Here is an 18,889-nt window from a genome sequence, read left to right as displayed (position 1 = left end):
GGCACGAGGAAGCCCCGGTGCGGCGTGTCCGTACCGGGGCTCCCGAACGCGTGCGTAAGGCGTCCGCCGTTATGAGGCCGTGGTCTCGGCCGGGCGGATCCACAGGCGCTGCCCGATGGCGGCGGCCTGCTGAACGATGCGGTTGACGGAGGCGGCGTCCACGACCGTTGTGTCCACGGGGGTTCCGTCGACGTCGTCGAGACGCATGATTTCGAAGCGCAAGGGCTTCTCCCTTCGTCTGGTCATCCTCCTGAAGGAGAACTACTGGTGGGGCCCACGGTGCAGGAGTGCCCGTGTTCCGTCGTAGTCAACGCGGTGCGTGTAACAAACATTCCCTACGCTAAAGAAATTTTTCGAACGACTAATTACTCACCGGTAAGTGGATCGGGCGTGACCGGGGGAGACTGACCGGGACCGGTTGTGTTCGCAGCGTGACCGCCGGGACAATAGGGGCGATGAACGAAGACCACGCGGCCCTCACCGCCCGCATCGACCGCACGAACGAGCTGCTCCAGCGCATGCTCGCCGAGGTGGCCAAGACGCCCTCGACCCATGCGATCTTCGTCGACGCGGGGTACCTGTACGCGGCCGCAGGCCGGCTGGTCGCCGGCACGGAGGACCGGCGGGCCTTCGACCTCGACGCCGAGGGCCTGATCGAGGCGCTCATCGACCGCGCCCGCACGATCTTCGCGGACAGCAGGCTGCTGCGGGTCTACTGGTACGACGGCGCGCGACGCCGCATCCACACGGCGGAACAGCAGTCCATCGCCGAGCTGCCCGACGTCAAGGTCCGCCTCGGCAACCTCAACGCCAACAACCAGCAGAAGGGCGTCGACTCCCTCATCCGGTCCGACCTGGAGTCACTCGCCCGGCACCGTGCCATCAGCGACGCGGCGCTGCTCGGCGGCGACGAGGACCTGGTCTCGGCGGTGGAGGCGGCGCAGGGCTACGGCGCCCGCGTCCACCTGTGGGGCATCGAGGCCCCGGAGGGCCGCAACCAGGCGGAGCCCCTGCTGTGGGAGGTCGACAGCCAGCGCACCTTCGACCTCGACTTCTTCAAGCCGTACGTCTCCCGTCGCACGGCCCAGGCCTACGAGGCGACCGCGGCCCGGCCCACCCGCGAGGACGTCCGCTTCGTGGGCGCCCAGATCGCCGCGAAGTGGCTCGTGGCCCGGGGCAGGGAAGCCCTCGTCGAACTGCTGCCGGGCCACCCCTACCTGCCCGGCTCCGTCGACCAGGACCTACTGGTCGAGGCCGAGGGCCTGCTCCAGTACTCGCTGCGCGGCCAGGCGGACCTGCGGCGGGCCCTGCGGGACGGGTTCTGGGACCACTTGCAGGCGCAGTACTAGGCCTGTTGCGGGCCCTGATGCGGCCCGTGTCCTACTCGCCGGCGCTGTCCCAGAAGTCGGCGAGGGCGCGGGCCGTCGGCAGGGGCCGGTCCGTGTTGGGGGAGTGCTCGGCCCCCGCGACGACCGTGCGGTGGGCGCCCAGCCGCCGGGCCATGTCGTCCAGGTCGGGCACCGGCCAGGTGTCGTCGAACGCGCCGGACAGCACGTGGAACGGCAGCGGTACGGCGGCGAGTTCGGCCACGCGGTCCGGCTCGACGCACAACTGGCGTCCGGTCGCGAGGAGTTGGGCGGGCTTGGTGCCCAGCCAGCGGCGACGGAGCTGAGCCTGGTCGCCGGGGCCGCGGGCCGGACCGCCGACCTCCTCGGGCGGTCCCATCGCCTGGATCGCGATCCACACCTCGTCCATCGCCATCATGCCGAGCGCCTCCCGCAGCAGCTTCACGCGCTCCCGCTGGCTGTCGGAGATCCGCCCCGGGCCCGAGGACATCAGGGTGAGCGAGCGGAACGGGGCGTGGTCCAGCAGGACGGCGGCGCGGGCGATCTGCCCGCCGAGAGAGTGCCCGACGAGGTGCACCGGGGTGCCGAGCTCGGCGGCCTGCGCGAGGACGTCCCGCGCGAGTTCCTCCTGCGCGTACGCGGACTCGTCCTCGGCCGGGCCGTCCGACTCGAACTGCCCGCGCCCGTCCACGGCGACGGTCCGGTACCCGCGCGCCGCCAGCGGCTCGTGCAGCAGCGTGAAGTCCTCCTTGCTGCCGGTGAACCCGGGCAGCAGCAGCGCGACACCGTGCGCCTCGACGCCCTCGGCGACGGGCGAGTCGACGACGGCGAACTCACCGCGCGCCGTACGCAGCGTGTAGGCGCGGGCGCCGGGCGGCCGCTGGAAGGAGGCGTTCTTGCTCACGGGGGGAGGGTATCGGGTGCCCTGCACGGGCCGCTCCGCCCACCCGGCCTGCGTGGCCTGCGTGGCCTGTGACCTGCGTGGCCCGCGTGGAACGGGTGGAGCGTGTGGAACGCAGACGGCCCGGTCCCCACGGGGTGGGGACCGGGCCGTTTCAGCGGGCTGTCAGCTCTCCGCGGCTTCCGCGGACGCCGTGGCCTTGCGCGTGCGGCGCGTCTTCGGCTTCGCCTCAGTCGCGTCGCCGTCGGCCGCCTCGGCGGGGGCCGCCGCGGCCTTGCGGGTGCGGCGGCGCGGTGCCGACGCCTCCGGCTCCTGCGCGGCCTGCGCCGGGATGCCGACGGCCTGACCGGCCTCGGCCGGCTCGGCGGCCTTGCGGGTGCGGCGGGTCTTCGGCTTCGTCTCCGCGCCCTCGGCCGTGTCGACCGTGGTCTCGGCGGTGGCCGCCTTGCGGGTGCGGCGCGGCTTCGACTCCGTGGCTTCGGCGGCCTGCCCAGTCTCGGCCGTGGCGGCCGTCTTCCGGGTGCGGCGCGGCTTGGCCTCGGTCGCCTCGGCGGTGTCGACCGCTTCGACGGCTGCCGTCGTCGCCTTGCGGGTCCGGCGGCGCGGGGCCGCGGCCTCGGTGACCTCGGCCGCGTCCGTCGCCTCCGCGGTGACGGCCGGCTCGGCCGCCTTGCGGGTGCGGCGGGTCTTCGGCTTGGTCTCCGCGCCCTCGGCGGTGTCGACCGCGGACTCGGCGGGCGTCTCGGCGGTCGCCGCCTTCTTGCGGGTGCGGCGCGGCTTCGTCTCCGCCGGCTCCTGCGCCTGGGCCGCCTCGGTGGCGCCCTCGGCCGTGTCGAGCGCCGTCTCGGCGGCCTTGCGGGTGCGGCGGCGCGGCTTGGTGGCCGGGGCCTCGGCGACCGGCGCGACCTCTGCGGTCGGCGCGGACTCCGCCACCGGCGCGGCCTCGGCGGCCGGGGTGGCCGTCACGTCCGCCTCGACGGGCGGCACCGCGTCGGACACCGCCGCGGACCTGCGCGTACGGCGACGACGCGGCTTCTCCGGTGCCTCGGCGACGTCGGTGGCCGTGCCCTCGGCCGTGGCCACCGCGGTCTCTGCCGCGGCCGCCGGTTCCGTGCCGGCCGTCGGCTCGGCGGCCGGCGCCTGCTCCGCCGGAACGCCACCGCGCATCCGGCGGCGACGGCGCGGCGTACGCGTGGCCGTGGCGTCGTCGGAGGCGGCGACGGCGTCCGTCACCGGGGACTCGGCCGGAGCCGCGGCACCGGTCGACGCGGCCTCGTCCAGCGGGGCCCCGCCGCGCATCCGGCGACGGCGGCGCGGCGTGCGCTCCGCGCGCTCCCGCTCGTCGGGCCGGGACTCGGACCGGCCGCCGCCCCGGGCACCGCGCCCGCGCGGCCCACGGCCACCCGGCTCGCCCAGGTCCTCGACCTCCTCCGCCGCGAGCCCGGCGCGCGTACGCTCCGAGCGCGGCAGCACGCCCTTCGTGCCCTCGGGGATGCCGAGGTCGGAGAAGAGGTGCGGGGACGTCGAATACGTCTCCGGCGGGTCGGCGAAGTCCAGCTCCAGCGCCTTGTTGATCAGCTGCCAGCGCGGGATGTCGTCCCAGTCGACCAGCGTGATCGCCGTACCCTTCGCGCCCGCGCGGCCCGTACGGCCGACCCGGTGCAGGTACGTTTTCTCGTCCTCGGGGGACTGGTAGTTGATGACGTGCGTGACGCCCTCGACGTCGATGCCGCGGGCCGCGACGTCGGTGCAGACGAGCACGTCGACCTTGCCGTTGCGGAAGGCGCGCAGCGCCTGCTCGCGGGCGCCCTGGCCGAGGTCGCCGTGGACCGCGCCGGAGGCGAAACCGCGGCGCTGCAACTGCTCGGCGATGTCGGCCGCCGTGCGCTTGGTGCGGCAGAAGACCATGGCCAGTCCCCGGCCGTCGGCCTGCAGTATGCGCGCGACCAGCTCGGGCTTGTCCATGTTGTGCGCGCGGTACACGTACTGCTTGATGTTCGCGACCGTGGCGCCCTCGTCGTCCGGTGCGGTGGCGCGGATGTGCGTGGGCTGCGACATGTAGCGGCGGGCGAGACCGATGACCGCGCCCGGCATGGTGGCCGAGAACAGCATGGTCTGGCGCCGGGCCGGCAGCATGTTGATGATCTTCTCGACGTCGGGCAGGAAGCCCAGGTCGAGCATCTCGTCGGCCTCGTCGAGGACAAGGGACTTGACGTGCTTCAGGTTCAGCTTCTTCTGCCCGGCGAGGTCGAGCAGCCGGCCCGGGGTGCCGACGACCACGTCGACGCCCTTCTTCAGGGCCTCGACCTGGGGCTCGTAGGCCCGGCCGCCGTAGATGGCGAGGACGCGGACGTTGCGCACCTTGCCCGCGGTCAGCAGGTCGTTGGTGACCTGGGTGCACAGCTCGCGCGTGGGGACGACGACGAGCGCCTGCGGGGCCTCGGTGAGGTCCTCGGGCTTGGCGCGGCCGGCCTCGACGTCGGCGGGGACGGTGACGCGCTCGAGGAGCGGAAGGCCGAAGCCCAGCGTCTTGCCGGTGCCGGTCTTGGCCTGGCCGATGACGTCCGTGCCGGAGAGGGCGACGGGGAGGGTCATCTCCTGGATGGGGAACGGGGTGACGATGCCGACGGCTTCAAGGGCCTCGGCGGTCTCGGGGAGGATCCCGAGCTCTCGGAACGTCGTAGTCAGGGTGCTGCCTCTTCTGTGTGCGCGGTGCGAGGCGAGCGCGGGGTCGTGTCGGACCGTGCCAGGGACGTCGGCCGCCGTACGGTCGGGCCGTGGACACGGGACCACTGCTGACGCTCTAGCGCTCGTACCGCTGAGGGTGTCCCTCCGGTCGTCGTACGCACTGAGGCGTACGGCCACGGAAGGCTGTCGGGTCGGAGCCGATCGGGCCACCGACCGGGCATCCTCATGTGTGCGCGCCGTCGAGATGCCTCTGATGTGCCACTGAGTACTCGGCAGGCGCATTACCACCATACCCCGGATTCGCGCACACGCGATGGCCGATTTGGTCACGTAGTCGTCGTCACACTGGTTGACCAGGGCCTTCCGGGTGGCGGAGAGCGGGCTATTGTGCGCTTCATGACGACCCCTGACAACGCCTCCGAAGCGTCCGCCGAACCCACCGGAGTCGCCGCCAAGGACTGGGCGACGGCCTCCGCCGACCCGCAGTACCGCGCCGCGGTCGTGGACCTGCTCGGCGCGCTCGCGTACGGGGAGCTGGCGGCGTTCGAGCGGCTCGCGGAGGACGCCAAGCTGGCCCCGACCCTGGAGGACAAGGCCGAGCTGGCGAAGATGGCGTCGGCGGAGTTCCACCACTTCGAGCGCCTGCGGGACCGGCTCACGGAGATCGGCGAGGAACCGACCCGCGCGATGGAGCCGTTCGTCACGGCGCTGGAGGGCTTCCACAAGCAGACGGCCCCCTCGGACTGGCTGGAAGGGCTCGTCAAGGCGTACGTCGGCGACTCGATCGCCAGCGACTTCTACCGCGAGGTCGCCGCCCGCCTGGACTCCGACTCCCGTCGGCTGGTGCTGGCCGTGCTCGACGACACGGGCCACGCCGGGTTCGCCGTGGACCGGGTGCGTGCCGCGATCGAGGCGGACCCGCGCGTGGGCGGCCGGCTCGCGCTGTGGGCGCGGCGGCTGATGGGCGAGGCGCTGTCGCAGTCGCAGCGGGTGGTCGCCGACCGCGACGCGCTGTCGACGATGCTCGTGGGCGGTGTCGCGGACGGCTTCGACCTGGCCGAGGTCGGCCGGATGTTCTCCCGGATCACCGAGGCGCACACGAAGCGGATGGCGGCGCTGGGGCTGGCTGCCTGAGCCGCCCCCGCCCTTCTCAGGAGCGCCTCACGGCTCCTGTTTCACGCTTCCTGGCCCCTCTTTCGGCCCCTCGCGATCCTCGGGACGGCGGCGTCCGCGGCGGCGGCTCAGGCCGTCGCCGAACGCCCGCGCAGTCTTCCCGAGGGGCGCAGCAGCAGCGACAGCGAGGCGACGGAGACGGCGACCGCTCCGGCGAGGACCAGCAGGATGCCGCCGGCGTCGAGCGCGCTGTTCGTGAGGAAGGCGCCGAACAGTGCTCCGGCGACCCCGGTCGACAGCACGAGCGGACGGGTCGGGAGCCGGTGGGGAAGGCGGTGGGCCGCCGCCCATGCGAGGGCCAGGCCGAGCACTGCGGAGCTGAGTGCTTGCACGATCACGTCGGGGTCCCTCCCACACGGTGGCCCTGCCCAAAACGGTCCAAGCCCGTCTTACCCCTGACCTGCGGAATTCAACCCTCCCCTGGGGGCGGGATGCTCCATTCGTGCGTCGTCGGACTCCGTGCGACGTCGGACAGGGCGTACGGCAAGGGCCCGGCGGTCTGCGCGACCGCCGGGCCCTTGTGCGCTGTGTTGCCTACAGCGCGCCGAAGCCCACCTTGCGGGGGGCCGGCTCGCCGATCTCGACGTACGCGAGACGGTCGGCCGGGACCAGGATCTTGCGGCCGTGCTCGTCCACGAGGCTCAGCAGCTGCGACTTCCCGGCCAGCGCCTCGGACACCGCGCGCTCGACCTCCTCGGCACTCTGACCGCTCTCCAGAACGATCTCGCGCGGCGCGTGCTGCACGCCGATCTTGACCTCCACGGCTATGTCCCTCCGACGGTCAGTGAAGTGCGCGACCTTGCGCGCCGTACGCAGCACACATTAGCCCGGTGAGGGGACGGTACACGCTGCGGCCGAGAACGCCAGGAGCGAACAGCGGACGGGAATGCCCCGTCGGCGGGCGTCCCGGTCAGTGCTGCTGGTCCGTGCCGTGCAGCGGGAAACCGGCGATGCCCCGCCACGCCAGCGACGCCAGCAGCTGGACCGCCTGGTCGCGCGGCACGCTGCGGTCGCTGTGCAGCCAGGAGCGGGCCACGACCTGCGCGAGGCCGCCCAGACCGGAGGCCAGCAGCATCGACTCCGCGCGCGACAGTCCGGTGTCCTCGGCGATGACGTCGCAGATCGCCTCGGCGCACTCGTTGGTGACCTTGTCGACGCGCTCGCGCACCGCGGGCTCGTTCGTCAGGTCCGACTCGAAGACCAGGCGGAACGCGCCGCCGTCGTCCTCGACGTACGCGAAGTAGGCGTCCATCGTCGCGCGCACGCGCTGCTTGTTGTCGGTCGTCGACGCGAGCGCGCTCCGTACCGACTGGATCAGCGCCTCGCAGTGCTGGTCGAGCAGCGCGAGGTAGAGGTCGAGCTTGCCCGGGAAGTGCTGGTAGAGCACCGGCTTGCTGACTCCGGCGCGCTCGGCGATGTCGTCCATCGCGGCCGCGTGGTAACCCTGGGCCACGAAGACTTCCTGGGCGGCGCCCAGCAGCTGGTTCCGTCGGGCACGGCGCGGCAGGCGCGTGCCCCGCGGGCGTACCGCCTCTGTCTGCTCGATGGCTGTCACGCCGCCTCCCACTCAATCGTCCATGTGCGGTGTGCGCCGCGCCGCCATCGTACTTTTCGGTAACCGTGCTGTGCGCGGTGCGAGCGCAGAATTTCACGGACCGGACGACGGCGATAGCCGCGCAGACCGTTGCGAACAGGCTCAGAAAGGGCGTCCCCCGGCCGCGCGCAGGCTCATCGGTAGTCGTCCTCGTCGAGCGAGACGATCCGGGCCTGTTCCACCAGGTCGGCCTCGTTCGCGCGGTCCGGGTTCACGCCGGTCAGCGGGTCGTCGCGACGCGGTGTGACGTCCGCGTGCTGCTCGGCGGCGTCGACCTCCGGGGCCTCCACGCCGATCTCCGGGGCTTCCTGCTCGTCGCCGTTCTCGAAGGTCTCGGGATCGGTGGGATCAACAGTCATGACGGGCTCCCTTCCTACGAACGTCCCTGGGAATGCAGGGGCCACACGCGGGTGCCCTCCGCACGAGCCTAGGAGACACCCGGTCCGCACGCCATGCGATCCGCGTCCGGGGCGTCACGCAGTGCGCACGCCGAGGTCCGTGCGGGTGGGGTACCCAAAGACGCGGCCGACTCCCGTCGCCCGGTCATTCTGTGACCGCCGACACGTGATTCGGCGCGTGATCGTCTCGTAACATTGCCGCATGTCTTCGACCGATCTCCCCTCCGTGGCACCCCAAGTCCTCCCCAAGGTGGCGCCCGTGAGGGTCGCGGAGGGCGAGCGGCTCAGGTCGGTCGAGCTGCCCGGGATCACGCTGACGATCCGGTCGAGACCGGCGGACCGCACGGGAGCACCGCCCGCGCTGTTCGTCCACGGGCTCGGCGGCTCCTCGCAGAACTGGTCGACGCTGATGCCGCTGCTCGCCGACGTGGTCGACGGCGAGGCCGTGGATCTGCCCGGCTTCGGCGACTCCCCGCCACCGGACGACGGCGACTACTCGATCACCGGCCACGCGCGCGCGGTCATCCGCTACCTCGACGCGTCCGGGCGCGGCCCCGTGCACCTCTTCGGCAACTCCCTCGGCGGCGCGGTCACCACCCGGGTCGCCGCCGTGCGGCCCGACCTCGTGCGGACGCTGACGCTCGTCTCGCCCGCGCTGCCGGAGATCCGCGTCCAGCGCAGCGCCGTGCCGACCGGGCTGCTGGCGCTGCCCGGCGTCGCGGCCCTGTTCACGCGCATCACCCGGGACTGGACGGCGGAACAGCGGGTCCGCGGAGTCCTCGGGCTCTGTTACGGCGACCCCGGACGGGTGACGCCGGAGGGCTTCCGCAACGCCGTGGAGGAGATGGAGCGGCGCCTCCAACTGCCGTACTTCTGGGACGCGATGGCGCGTTCCGCGCGCGGGATCGTCAACGCGTACACCCTGGGCGGGCAGCACGGGCTGTGGCGCCAGGCCGAGCGCGTCCTCGCCCCGACGCTGCTCATCTACGGCGGCCGGGACCAGCTCGTCGGCTTCCGCATGGCCCAGCGGGCCGCCCGCGCCTTCCGCGACTCCCGGCTGCTGACGCTCCCCGAGGCGGGTCACGTGGCGATGATGGAGTACCCCGAGACGGTGGCAATGGCGTTCAGGGACCTCCTCGCGGACACCGGACGCTCTAGCGTGGGGGCGGACGGGTCCGCCGACGCGGGCCGAGCCGATGACGGCGGCGACGCCAATCACGGCGATGACGCCAATGACGGCGGCGATGCCAATGACGGTGACGAAGCCGATGACGGCGACGAAGCCGATGATGCCGACGGGGTGACTGCGGTGGCCGGACTGGCCGGGAACGCTGGAGAGCCGGGGGCCGGCGCGGACGGTGCCGGTGGCGCCGACGAGAGCGCGAGGGGCTGAGGCGCGAGGTGGGACGCCACAGCCGTCGCGGGCCTGCTCCCAAGGGCGACACCGCGGACACGACCGGAACACGGAAGGGGCGGTCACCCGCCCCCGGCACCGGCAGCAGCGCCGCCCGCCCGGCGCCGACCGCACAGGGCGGCGCACCGGCCGCGCAGGGCGGCGTACCGACTGTGCGGGGTGGCGCACCGACCGCACAGGGCGGCATGTGGCTGCCGGACGGCACTCCCGCGCGTGGTGTGCCCGGCCTGGCCGATCCGATGCGGGGGCCGGGTGGGCCGGGTGGGCCAGGTATGCCGGGCGGGTCGGCTGCGCCGGGGTTTCCGGGCGGGCCGCCCGCGCAGGGGGCGCCTCGGTTCTCCGACGGCACGCCGGCGCACGGGGTGCCTCGCTTTGCCGAGGGGACACCGGCGCACGGGGTGCCTCGCCTTCCGGACGGGACACCGGCGCACGGGGTGCCTCGGCTTCCGGACGGGACACCGGCGCATGGGGTGCCTCGGCTTCCGGACGGGACACCCGCGCGCGGTGTGCCTCGTTATCCGGACGGCACCCCGGCTCAGGGGGTTCCGCGGTTTTCGGACGGGACGCCTGCGCACGGGGTTCCGCTGTATCCGGACGGGACACCCGCGCGCGGTGTGCCTCGTTTTCCCGACGGCACGCCGGCACACGGTGTCCCCCAAGTGCGTGGTGGCCATCCCGAGCAGCGTGAAGGGGGCGGTGGCTGGGGAGACTTCGGGGGGCGGCCCGGTGCCGGGTACGGCGCACCGGGGGCACCCGGGGCGGCCGGGGCGCCCGGCGTGCCGATCCCGCGACAGCGGCAGGCGCCCCCGGCCGGACCGCGGCCGGAGTACCTCGACGCCTTCGACGAGGACGACGACGTGTTCGCACCACCTGCGTCCCGCACCCATCGGTCTCCCTCCGACGGGGACACCGCCGGCCCCCACGCCCCCCGCACCGACGGCGATGACGACGACGCGCCGCCGACCGGTGAGCCCGCGCAGGCCAAGGGCGGCAAGGGCCGGGCGTTCACCGGCATCGCCGCCGCCGCCGTGACCACCGTGCTCGCCGTCGTCGTGGCCGGTCAGGTCGCCGACGGGTCCGGCGGCTCCGACGCGTCCCGCCCGCCCGCCGGGCAGTCCCGGGACACGGACGACTCCGCCTCGCGCGGCGACGCACGCCCCGCGCCCTCCGGTGCCGCGCCCGCGCCCGCGCCACTGACGTACGAGCAGAAGATGGCCAAGACGTATCCGCTCGGCGCCGAGCTGAAGGGCTCCGGGAAGTTCGAGGCCGTCCCCGGCGTCGACAAGGCGCCCGGGAAGGGGCAGAAGTACACCTACCGCGTGGACGTCGAGAAGGGGCTCGGGCTCGACGCCGAACTGTTCGCGCAGGCCGTGCAGAAGACGCTGAACGACGACCGGAGCTGGGCGCACAACGGCGCCCGCACCTTCGAGCGCGTCTACTCCGGCGACGTCGACTTCGTCATCACTCTCGCCAGCCCCGGCACCACCGCCGACTGGTGCGCCAAGTCCGGCCTCGACACCACCGTCGACAACGTCTCCTGCGATTCGGCGGCCACCCAGCGCGTGATGATCAACGCCTATCGCTGGGCGCAGGGCGCCGAGACGTACGGCGCGGCCATCCACGCCTACCGGCAGATGCTGATCAACCACGAGATCGGCCATCGCCTCGGCTACGGCCACGTCACCTGCGACAAGAACGGTGACCTGGCGCCGGTCATGCAGCAGCAGACGAAGTTCCTGGAGTACAACGGCATCCGCTGCCGGCCCAACGCCTGGCCCTACCCGGTGCGTTGACGGCTTGACCGTTGGCCGTGACGTCACTGTGCGCGTTCACTTGATCTCTTAGCGCGACGGAACGCCGTCCGCAGGCGAAAGTTACGACCGTTCACCCCTTCTGGTGGCGCGACGGACAACCGTCCGTCGCGCCACCGCCTCGTCCGCATACGTTCGTCCCGCTGCGAGCCGCCGGGTCAACGGCGGCTCCCTGGACGGGAGATCGGGGGTGCACTCGTGCGCATCGGACTGCTTACGGAGGGTGGTTACCCGTATGTGAGCGGTGACGCCAGGCTCTGGTGCGACCGGCTCGTGCGCGGGCTCGGGCAGCACGAGTTCGACGTCTACGCGCTCAGCCGCAGCCGTCGCCAGGAGGACGAGGGCCGGATCCCGCTGCCGCCCCAGGTCGGCCGGGTGCGCACCGCGCCCCTGTGGACCGCCGAGGACGACGGGGTGGTGTACGGGCGTCGTGCGCGCCGGCGCTTCAGCGAGTGTTACGGCGCCCTCGCGTCGGCCGTGTGCGCGTCGGGCCCCGTCGGCGGCCCCGCGGAGCCCGCCGCCACTGAGGCGGACCGTTTCGGCACTTTCGCCGACGCCCTCTACGGGCTCGCCGAACTCGCCCGCGAGGAGGGCGGACTCGTCGGCGCCCTGCGCTCCGAGACCGCCGTACGCGCCCTGGAGCGCGCCTGCCGTGCGCCCGGCGCCCAGCAGGCGGCGCGGGAGGCGCGCGTCCCCGATCTGCTCGCCGTCGCCGCCCACCTGGAACGCGTCCTGCGCCCCCTCTCCCTCGACTGGTACGAGGACGACGGCCTCGGCGCGGTCGACCTCAGCCACGCCGCCTCCGGCGCCGCCGCCCTGCCCGGGCTGCTCGCCGGGCACTTCCACGGCGTACCGCTGCTGGTGACCGAGTACGGCGTCCAGCTGCGGTCGCACTACCTGACCACCGGCCAGGCCCCGCCCGCCGTACGGTCCCTGCTCGCCGCCTTCCACGGCGGGCTCGCCGCCGAGACCTACCGGCGCGCCGCGGTGATCACGCCCGGCAACACCCACGCCCGACGCTGGCAGGAGCGCTGCGGCGCCGACCGCGCCAAGCTGCGCACCGTCTACCCGGGCATGGACGCCGAGCCGTTCGCCGAGGTCGGCGAGGCACCGGAGGACGCCGACCCGGACACCCTGGTGTGGGTCGGCCGGGTGGAACCGGCCAAGGACCTCGTCTCCCTGCTGCACGCCTTCGCCGAGATCCGCAAGGAGGAGCCGACGGCCCGGCTGCGCGTCGTCGGCGCCCCCGCCGGTCCCGAGGGCGCCGCCTACCTCGGGCACTGCCGGGCGCTGGCCGCCCAGCTCTTCCCCGACGAGGCCGACGGACCGCACTCCGTCGGCGCCAACCCGGTGTCCTTCGAGGAGATCGGCGGTCCCGAACTGCCCACCGCCGCCGACGCGTACGCCTCCGGTGCCGTCGTCGTGCTGGCCAGCGTCGTCGAGGGCTTCCCGGTCAGCCTGGTCGAGGCCATGCTCTGCGGGCGGGCGACCGTGTCCACCGACGTCGGCGCGGTCGTGGAGGTCATCGGCGGCACCGGGCTCGTCGTGCCGCCGCGCAATCCGCGGGCGCTCGCGGAGGCGTGCGTGGCGCTGCTGCGCGACCCGGAGCGCCGTGAGCGCCTCGGCGCCGCCGCACGCGCCCGCGCGCTCGAACTGTTCACCGTCGAGCAGAACATCGCGGCCTTCCACGGCATCTACCTGGACATCGTCTCCCACACCCCGGTCCGTCGGGTCGTCCTCGACGACGCCGGGGACCCGCTGCCCTTCGCGGCGCCGGCCGAGTCCCAGGTGCCCGGCCGCTGGACGGAGCCGACGGCACGAGCCTGTGCCGTTGCTCCGGGTTCGGTTGCGGCTCCCGTTTCCTCTGGGGCTTCGGGCGGTGCGGCTGGTCGTGTTCCCGTTTCGGCCTCCGGCGCGGCCTTGGAGGGAGGAGCCTCATGAGCGGCCTCGGAGAACTGGATCTGCCCGGCACCCCGGCCAGCCCGGGCATCCCGGACAGCCCCGGCGCCTGGGACGCACGGTCGCGCGATGCGCTGGGGGAGTGGCCGGGGGAGGAGCCGACGGAGTCGTCGGCCGAATCGGCTGCTGCCGGAGCCGGAGCTGGGACCAGGACCGGAGTCGCCGATGGTGGCGCCGATGGTGGCGGAAGCGAGGGCGCGGGGGATCCCGGCCCCGGTTCCCGGCGTCGGTCCGCCGGCCGCCGTACCGCCGCCGACCCCGTGAAGGTCCTGATGCACCGGCACCGCGAGCTGTGCGAACGGGCCGTGGACGCCCTGGAGATCGCGGCGGGCCTGGAGGCCCACGGGGTCACCGACCGCACGGCCGCCCGCTTCCGGCACCGCGACGTCTTCGCGCTCGCCGAGGAGATGTACGCGCGCGTGCCCCGTGACACGGAGGCGACGGCGCCGCGCCCCGCCGTCCGGACCGCTCCCGCGGCGCGCGCCCGCTGGGCCGCCCTCACGTTGCTGCCCGGAGTGATGTGCGCGGCGACCGTGGCCGCCCTCCGGTTCACCGGCGGTCAGGACCGGCTGGTCGCGGCCGTGCTCGGCACCCTCGCCGTCGTCGTGAGTCTGCGCGCCGTACTGAAGCGCGGCCCGCTGAGCCCCGCCCACCGAGGTGGCCCGGCCGGTCACGGCACCGGCCTCTGGACCTGCTGGCTCGTCGGATACGCCCTGCTCGGCGACGGACTGCTCGCCGCCGCCGTCGTGGGCGGCCCCGACACCCTGCCCACCGGCGACACCGACGGACCCTGGCCGCTCGCGACGGCGACCGCCACGGCGCTCGCTCTCGGCTGCGCGCCCGCCGCCTGGAGCGCCCACCTCCTCGCCTCACGCGCCCGCCGCAGACTGGCGGCGAGCCGAGGGCTCGAGGAGTTCGCCGCCTCCGTACGGCCGCTGCTGTTCGGCGCGTTCGGCCTGTTCCTGGGCGCGCTGGCCGCCCTCGTCGCCCTGTGCGGCGCGGTCCTCGGTGAGCCCGCCGCGTACGCCGAGGTCCTCGCCCTGGGCGCCCTGCTGTTCCTCGCCCGGCTCCTCACCGTCCACGGCTTCACCCACGCCCCGGCGCTGGTCCTCACCGCCGCCGCGTCGGCCGAAGGGCTGGCCCTCGCCACCGTCTTCGCGGGCCGACTGCCCGGCTGCGACGTCCTCGCCGTCCCGGTGGACACCCTCGTCACCGCCTGGGGCCCGTCCGCCGTCCCCACGCTGGCCTGCGGTGCGACGGCCCTGACCCTGCTCATCCACGCGACCCGCACCCTCACCCGCGCCTCGGCCCACGCCACCCCGGAGCGCCCATGCTGACGCGCCCCGCCCCGCGCGCCTCTGCGCACGCCGACCCCGCAGAGGCCGCCCGTGCCCGCCCCAACGCGCCCGCGCACGCGCGCGCTCCGTCGGGGCCGGCCGCGTGCGCCCCACCGGGAGCGCCGCACGCTCCGCCCCTGCGGGGGCCGTCCCCTCGGCACCACCCCTTTGAAGGAGATCACCACATGACCACCTCCCGATCTGGCGCCTCCGCCCCCGTCGGCGCACGCATCCCGGGAGCCGCCCGATGAGGGTCCTGCTGATCGGAGCAGGCGGCTACATCGGCCGCTACGTAGCCGACCGCCTGCTCGCCGACCCGGCCGTCCAGCTCACCGCGCTCGGCCGCGGCGACGACGCCGACGTCCGTTTCGACCTCGCGTCCGGCAGTCCCGGCGCGCTCACCCGCTTCCTCGACGCCGTCCACCCCGGCGTCGTCATCAACTGCGCGGGCGCCACCCGGGGCGGCGCCCGCGAACTCACCCGGCACAACACCGTCGCCGTCGCCACCGTCTGCGAGGCCCTGCGCCGCAGCGGCTGCGGCGCCCGGCTCGTACAGATCGGGTGCAGCGCCGAATACGGTCCCAGCCAGCCCGGTTCGTCCACCGCCGAGGACGCCGTGCCCCGCCCCGGCGGCCCATACGGCGTGAGCAAGCTCGCCGCCACCGAACTCGTCCTCGGCTCCGGACTCGACGCCGTCGTCCTGCGCGTCTTCTCGCCCGCCGGGCCCGGCACCCCGGCGGGCTCGCCCCTCGGCCGCCTCGCCGAGGCCATGCGCCGCGCGATGCAGGCCGGCGACGGCGAGCTGAAGCTCGGCGGCCTCGGCGCCCAGCGCGACTTCGTCGACGTACGCGACGTGGCCCGCGCCGTGCACGCCGCCTCGCTCTCCGCGGCACAGGGCGTCATCAACATCGGATCCGGCCGCGCCGTCCGGCTGCGCGACGCCGCCGCCGTCCTCGCCCGCGTGGCCGGCTACGGCGGTGCCCTGCACGAACTCGACGGCCCGCCCGGCGGCCACCTCCGGCCGACCATCGGGCACCCCCGCAGCGACCCCGACCACGCGACGCCCGTCGCCTACCCCTACCCCGACGGCTGCGGCAGCTGGCAGCAGGCCGACGTGCGCACCGCACGCGACCGGCTCGGCTGGCGGCCCCGCATCAACCTCGAAGAGTCCCTCGCCGACATCTGGATGGAGGCGGCATGCCGTATCTGACCAGTACCAAAGCGGGCACCGCGAGCACCGGCGTCCGCACCGGCCTCGGTGTCCCCGGCTTCGCGCACCCGCTCCTCGCCCCGACGGAGTGGACCCTGCTCACCCGCCCCGGCACCCCTCTCGACTGGGTCGTCCTCAACGTCGCCGACGGCCCCGGCTCCCAGCCGGACCCGCACTGCCTCGAAGCCGCCGGCCGGCTGCGCAACGCGGGCGTCCGTGTCCTCGGCCACCTCGACGCCACCTACGGCGCCCGCTCCTTCGGCGACCTGATCTCCGAAGCGCACCGGTACCTCGACTGGTACCAGGCCGACGGCTTCCTCCTGGACCGCTGTCCCACCGAGCGCGGCGCGCTCCCCGAAGTGCGGCGCGTTGTCACCACGCTCCGCGCCATTCGTGACGATGCCCACATCGTCTTCGGCCACGGCACCCACCCGTACCCCGGTTACGCCGAGAACGCGGACCAGCTGGTCACCTTCCGCGGCCCCTGGAGCGACTACCGCTGGTCGCAGGTCGCGGAGTGGACGGCGGACTATCCGCCCGAGCGCTTCTGCCACTTCGTGCACGGCGTGCCCCGGCCCCACCTGGAGGAGGCACTGCGCATCGCCCGCTGGCAGGGCGCCGGCACGATCTTCTTCACCGACCGGACGGGCCCCCACGCCGCGCTCACCGGCCCCCACGCCGCGCTCACCGGCCCCCACGGCGCGCTCGCCGAACGCGGCGGACGAACCGAGCCCTTCGAGACCGTGCCCGGCTACTGGGACGAAATCGTCTCGCGGATCGGAACAGGTGTCTCGGAATGAAAAAGCCCGTGGCAGTGTTACGCGGAGAACAACCGTAGTGATAGACCGACCAACGGAGTCCCCGTGTCGCTGCCACCCCTGGTCGAGCCGGCTGATGAGCTCACCGTAGACGAGGTCCGCAGGTACTCCCGCCACCTGATCATCCCCGATGTGGGGATGGACGGGCAGAAGCGGCTGAAGAACGCGAAGGTGCTCTGTGTCGGCGCCGGCGGCCTGGGTTCGCCGGCGCTGATGTACCTGGCCGCAGCGGGCGTCGGCACGCTCGGCATCGTGGAGTTCGACGAGGTCGACGAGTCGAACCTGCAGCGCCAGATCATCCACAGCCAGGCCGACATCGGTCGCTCCAAGGCCGAGTCCGCCCGCGACTCGGTCAAGGGCATCAACCCGTACGTGAACGTGGTCCTTCACGAGGAGCGGCTCGAGGCCGACAACGTGATGGACATCTTCAGCCAGTACGACCTCATCGTCGACGGCACGGACAACTTCGCGACCCGCTACCTGGTCAACGACGCGTGCGTGCTGCTCAACAAGCCCTACGTCTGGGGTTCGATCTACCGCTTCGACGGTCAGGCCTCCGTCTTCTGGTCCGAGCACGGTCCCTGCTACCGCTGCCTGTACCCGGAGCCCCCGCCCCCCGGCATGGTCCCCTCCTGCGCCGAGGGCGGCGTGCTCGGCGTGCTGTGCGCGTCCATCGGCTCCATCCAGGTCAACGAGGCCATCAAGCTGCTCGCCGGCATCGGTGAGCCGCTGGTCGGCCGCCTGATGATCTACGACGCCCTGGAGATGCAGTACCGCCAGGTCAAGGTCCGCAAGGACCCGAACTGCGCGGTCTGCGGCGAGAACCCGACCGTCACCGAGCTCATCGACTACGAGGCCTTCTGCGGCGTCGTCTCCGAGGAGGCCCAGGCGGCGGCTGCCGGCTCCACGATCACTCCGAAGCAGCTCAAGGAGTGGATCGACGACGGCGAGAGCATCGAGATCATCGACGTCCGCGAGCCGAACGAGTACGAGATCGTCGCCATCCCCGGCGCCCGTCTCGTCCCGAAGAACGAGTTCCTCATGGGCACCGCCCTCGAAGGACTCCCGCAGGACAAGAAGATCGTCCTGCATTGCAAGACGGGTGTCCGCAGTGCGGAAGTCCTCGCGGTCCTGAAGTCCGCGGGCTTCGCCGACGCCGTGCACGTCGGCGGCGGCGTGATCGGCTGGGTCAACCAGATCGAGCCCCACAAGCCGGTGTACTGACCCGCTTCCGGCGCCGCCCGCCCGGGCCCGCACGCCCCGGGGCCGGCCGCCGAGACGGAACGGGCCCACGGCTCCGAACAGTTCGGACGCCGTGGGCCCGCTCGTCTCTCAGCGCAGGGTGAGCGGGGTCTCGGAGTGGACCCGGGTCAGCTTGTCCGGGTTGCGGACGTAGTAGAGGCCGGTGATGAGGCCCCCCTCGACGCGGACGGCCAGCACGCCGTCGAGGGCGCCGTCCTGGTGGGCGACGAGCCCGGGGTTGCCGTTGACCAGAGTGGGCGAGGCGGTCACCTTGCTCGCCTTCCTGCTGAGGACACCGGTGAAGAGGCGGGCCACCTTGTCGGCGCCGACGACCGGCCGCAGCGCGGCGTGTATGCGTCCGCCGCCGTCGCTCATCAGGACGACGTCGGGCGCGAGCACGTCGAGGATGCCCTGCAGATCACCGGTCTCGAGCGCGCGCCTGAGCGACTCCAGCGCCGCCCGTGTCTCGCTCGGGGAGACCACCTCGCGAGGACGCCGGGCGTCCACGTGCCGGCGGGCCCGGTGCGCGATCTGGCGGACGGCGGCGGGGCTCTTGCCGACCGCCTCCGCTATCTCGTCGTAGCTGACGTCGAACGCCTCCCGCAGCACGAACACGGCACGCTCGGTCGGCGACAGCGTCTCGAGGACGAGCATCAGCGCCATCGACACGCTCTCGGCGAGCTCCACGTCCTCGGCGACGTCCGGTGCGGTGAGCATCGGCTCGGGCAGCCAGGGGCCGACGTACGACTCCTTGCGACGCGCCATCGTGCGCAGTCTGTTGAGCGCCTGCCGGGTCGTGATGCGGACCAGATAGGCCCGCTGGTCGCGTATGCGGTCCAGGTCCACGTCGACCCACCGCAGCCAGGTCTCCTGGAGGACGTCCTCGGCGTCGGCCGCCGAACCGAGCATCTCGTAGGCCACCGTGAACAGCAGGTTGCGGTGGGCGACGAACGTATCCGTCGCGGGGTCAGTGGCGTGGTCGCTCATGTCCCGTCTTC

The 18,889-nt window shown here is 73.4% G+C and carries 17 protein-coding genes; 9 read left to right on the top strand and 8 right to left on the bottom strand.

Annotation, left to right across the window (positions count from 1 at the left end):
* Positions 1 to 69: 69 nt before the first annotated feature.
* Positions 70 to 222 carry a hypothetical protein gene (locus ACZ7D7_RS01500; RefSeq protein WP_094057445.1) on the bottom strand — a complete coding sequence of 51 codons (153 nt, stop codon included), beginning with the start codon at positions 220 to 222 and terminating at the stop codon, positions 70 to 72.
* Positions 223 to 455: 233 nt separating this feature from the next.
* Here ACZ7D7_RS01500 and ACZ7D7_RS01495 point away from each other — a divergent pair, with 233 nt between their 5' ends.
* Positions 456 to 1,349 carry an NYN domain-containing protein gene (locus tag ACZ7D7_RS01495; protein WP_470821449.1) on the top strand — a complete coding sequence of 298 codons (894 nt, stop codon included), beginning with the start codon at positions 456 to 458 and terminating at the stop codon, positions 1,347 to 1,349.
* A 31-nt stretch (positions 1,350 to 1,380) separates the two neighbouring features.
* On the opposite strand, the gene ACZ7D7_RS01490 is transcribed toward ACZ7D7_RS01495, so the two are convergent.
* Positions 1,381 to 2,250: an alpha/beta fold hydrolase gene (locus tag ACZ7D7_RS01490; protein ID WP_470821448.1), complete on the bottom strand. Its 870-nt coding sequence runs from the start codon at positions 2,248 to 2,250 to the stop codon at positions 1,381 to 1,383.
* 162 nt (positions 2,251 to 2,412) lie between these two features.
* Positions 2,413 to 4,842, bottom strand: coding sequence for a DEAD/DEAH box helicase (locus ACZ7D7_RS01485; RefSeq protein ID WP_470821447.1), 2,430 nt, complete (start codon positions 4,840 to 4,842; stop codon positions 2,413 to 2,415).
* Positions 4,843 to 5,331: 489 nt separating this feature from the next.
* On the opposite strand from ACZ7D7_RS01485, the gene ACZ7D7_RS01480 reads away from it, so the two are divergent.
* Positions 5,332 to 6,069, top strand: coding sequence for a ferritin-like fold-containing protein (locus ACZ7D7_RS01480; protein ID WP_470821446.1), 738 nt, complete (start codon positions 5,332 to 5,334; stop codon positions 6,067 to 6,069).
* A gap of 107 nt (positions 6,070 to 6,176) precedes the next feature.
* On the opposite strand, the gene ACZ7D7_RS01475 is transcribed toward ACZ7D7_RS01480, so the two are convergent.
* The 4 genes from ACZ7D7_RS01475 to ACZ7D7_RS01460 form a co-directional block, all read right to left on the bottom strand.
* Positions 6,177 to 6,446 carry a hypothetical protein gene (locus tag ACZ7D7_RS01475; protein ID WP_470821445.1) on the bottom strand — a complete coding sequence of 90 codons (270 nt, stop codon included), beginning with the start codon at positions 6,444 to 6,446 and terminating at the stop codon, positions 6,177 to 6,179.
* 196 nt (positions 6,447 to 6,642) lie between these two features.
* Positions 6,643 to 6,870, bottom strand: coding sequence for a DUF3107 domain-containing protein (locus tag ACZ7D7_RS01470; protein ID WP_358661092.1), 228 nt, complete (start codon positions 6,868 to 6,870; stop codon positions 6,643 to 6,645).
* Positions 6,871 to 7,018: 148 nt separating this feature from the next.
* Entirely contained in the window at positions 7,019 to 7,663 is a 645-nt protein-coding gene (locus ACZ7D7_RS01465) for a TetR/AcrR family transcriptional regulator (RefSeq protein WP_470821444.1), read from the bottom strand.
* Positions 7,664 to 7,836: 173 nt separating this feature from the next.
* Entirely contained in the window at positions 7,837 to 8,061 is a 225-nt protein-coding gene (locus tag ACZ7D7_RS01460; RefSeq protein WP_470821443.1) for a hypothetical protein, read from the bottom strand.
* A gap of 241 nt (positions 8,062 to 8,302) precedes the next feature.
* Between ACZ7D7_RS01460 and ACZ7D7_RS01455 the strand changes: the two genes are divergently transcribed.
* From ACZ7D7_RS01455 to moeZ, 7 genes are all read left to right on the top strand, one after another.
* The gene (locus ACZ7D7_RS01455; RefSeq protein WP_470821442.1) at positions 8,303 to 9,493 is read left to right on the top strand and encodes an alpha/beta fold hydrolase; all 1,191 of its coding nucleotides are present in this window, start codon (positions 8,303 to 8,305) and stop codon (positions 9,491 to 9,493) included.
* Positions 9,494 to 9,786: 293 nt separating this feature from the next.
* Entirely contained in the window at positions 9,787 to 11,307 is a 1,521-nt protein-coding gene (locus tag ACZ7D7_RS01450) for a DUF3152 domain-containing protein (protein ID WP_470821441.1), read from the top strand.
* A gap of 216 nt (positions 11,308 to 11,523) precedes the next feature.
* Positions 11,524 to 13,266, top strand: coding sequence for a DUF3492 domain-containing protein (locus tag ACZ7D7_RS01445; protein ID WP_470821440.1), 1,743 nt, complete (start codon positions 11,524 to 11,526; stop codon positions 13,264 to 13,266).
* The gene (locus tag ACZ7D7_RS01440; RefSeq protein WP_470821439.1) at positions 13,263 to 14,621 is read left to right on the top strand and encodes a hypothetical protein; all 1,359 of its coding nucleotides are present in this window, start codon (positions 13,263 to 13,265) and stop codon (positions 14,619 to 14,621) included. Before ACZ7D7_RS01445 ends, ACZ7D7_RS01440 begins: the two co-directional genes overlap by 4 nt.
* Positions 14,622 to 14,868: 247 nt before the next feature.
* Positions 14,869 to 15,831 carry an NAD-dependent epimerase/dehydratase family protein gene (locus ACZ7D7_RS01435; protein WP_470821438.1) on the top strand — a complete coding sequence of 321 codons (963 nt, stop codon included), beginning with the start codon at positions 14,869 to 14,871 and terminating at the stop codon, positions 15,829 to 15,831.
* On the top strand, positions 15,819 to 16,631 hold the full coding sequence (locus ACZ7D7_RS01430) for a spherulation-specific family 4 protein (protein WP_470821437.1): 813 nt from the start codon (positions 15,819 to 15,821) through the stop codon (positions 16,629 to 16,631). Before ACZ7D7_RS01435 ends, ACZ7D7_RS01430 begins: the two co-directional genes overlap by 13 nt.
* A gap of 63 nt (positions 16,632 to 16,694) precedes the next feature.
* On the top strand, positions 16,695 to 17,873 hold the full coding sequence (gene moeZ / locus ACZ7D7_RS01425) for an adenylyltransferase/sulfurtransferase MoeZ (protein WP_470821435.1): 1,179 nt from the start codon (positions 16,695 to 16,697) through the stop codon (positions 17,871 to 17,873).
* A gap of 108 nt (positions 17,874 to 17,981) precedes the next feature.
* On the opposite strand, the gene ACZ7D7_RS01420 is transcribed toward moeZ, so the two are convergent.
* Positions 17,982 to 18,878, bottom strand: a complete 897-nt coding sequence (locus ACZ7D7_RS01420) for an RNA polymerase sigma-70 factor (protein ID WP_470821433.1) — start codon at positions 18,876 to 18,878, stop codon at positions 17,982 to 17,984.
* Positions 18,879 to 18,889 lie beyond the last annotated feature (11 nt).

This window comes from Streptomyces sp. NPDC037054, from assembly GCF_055606745.1.
This window is presented reverse-complemented; position numbering and strand designations above follow the sequence as displayed.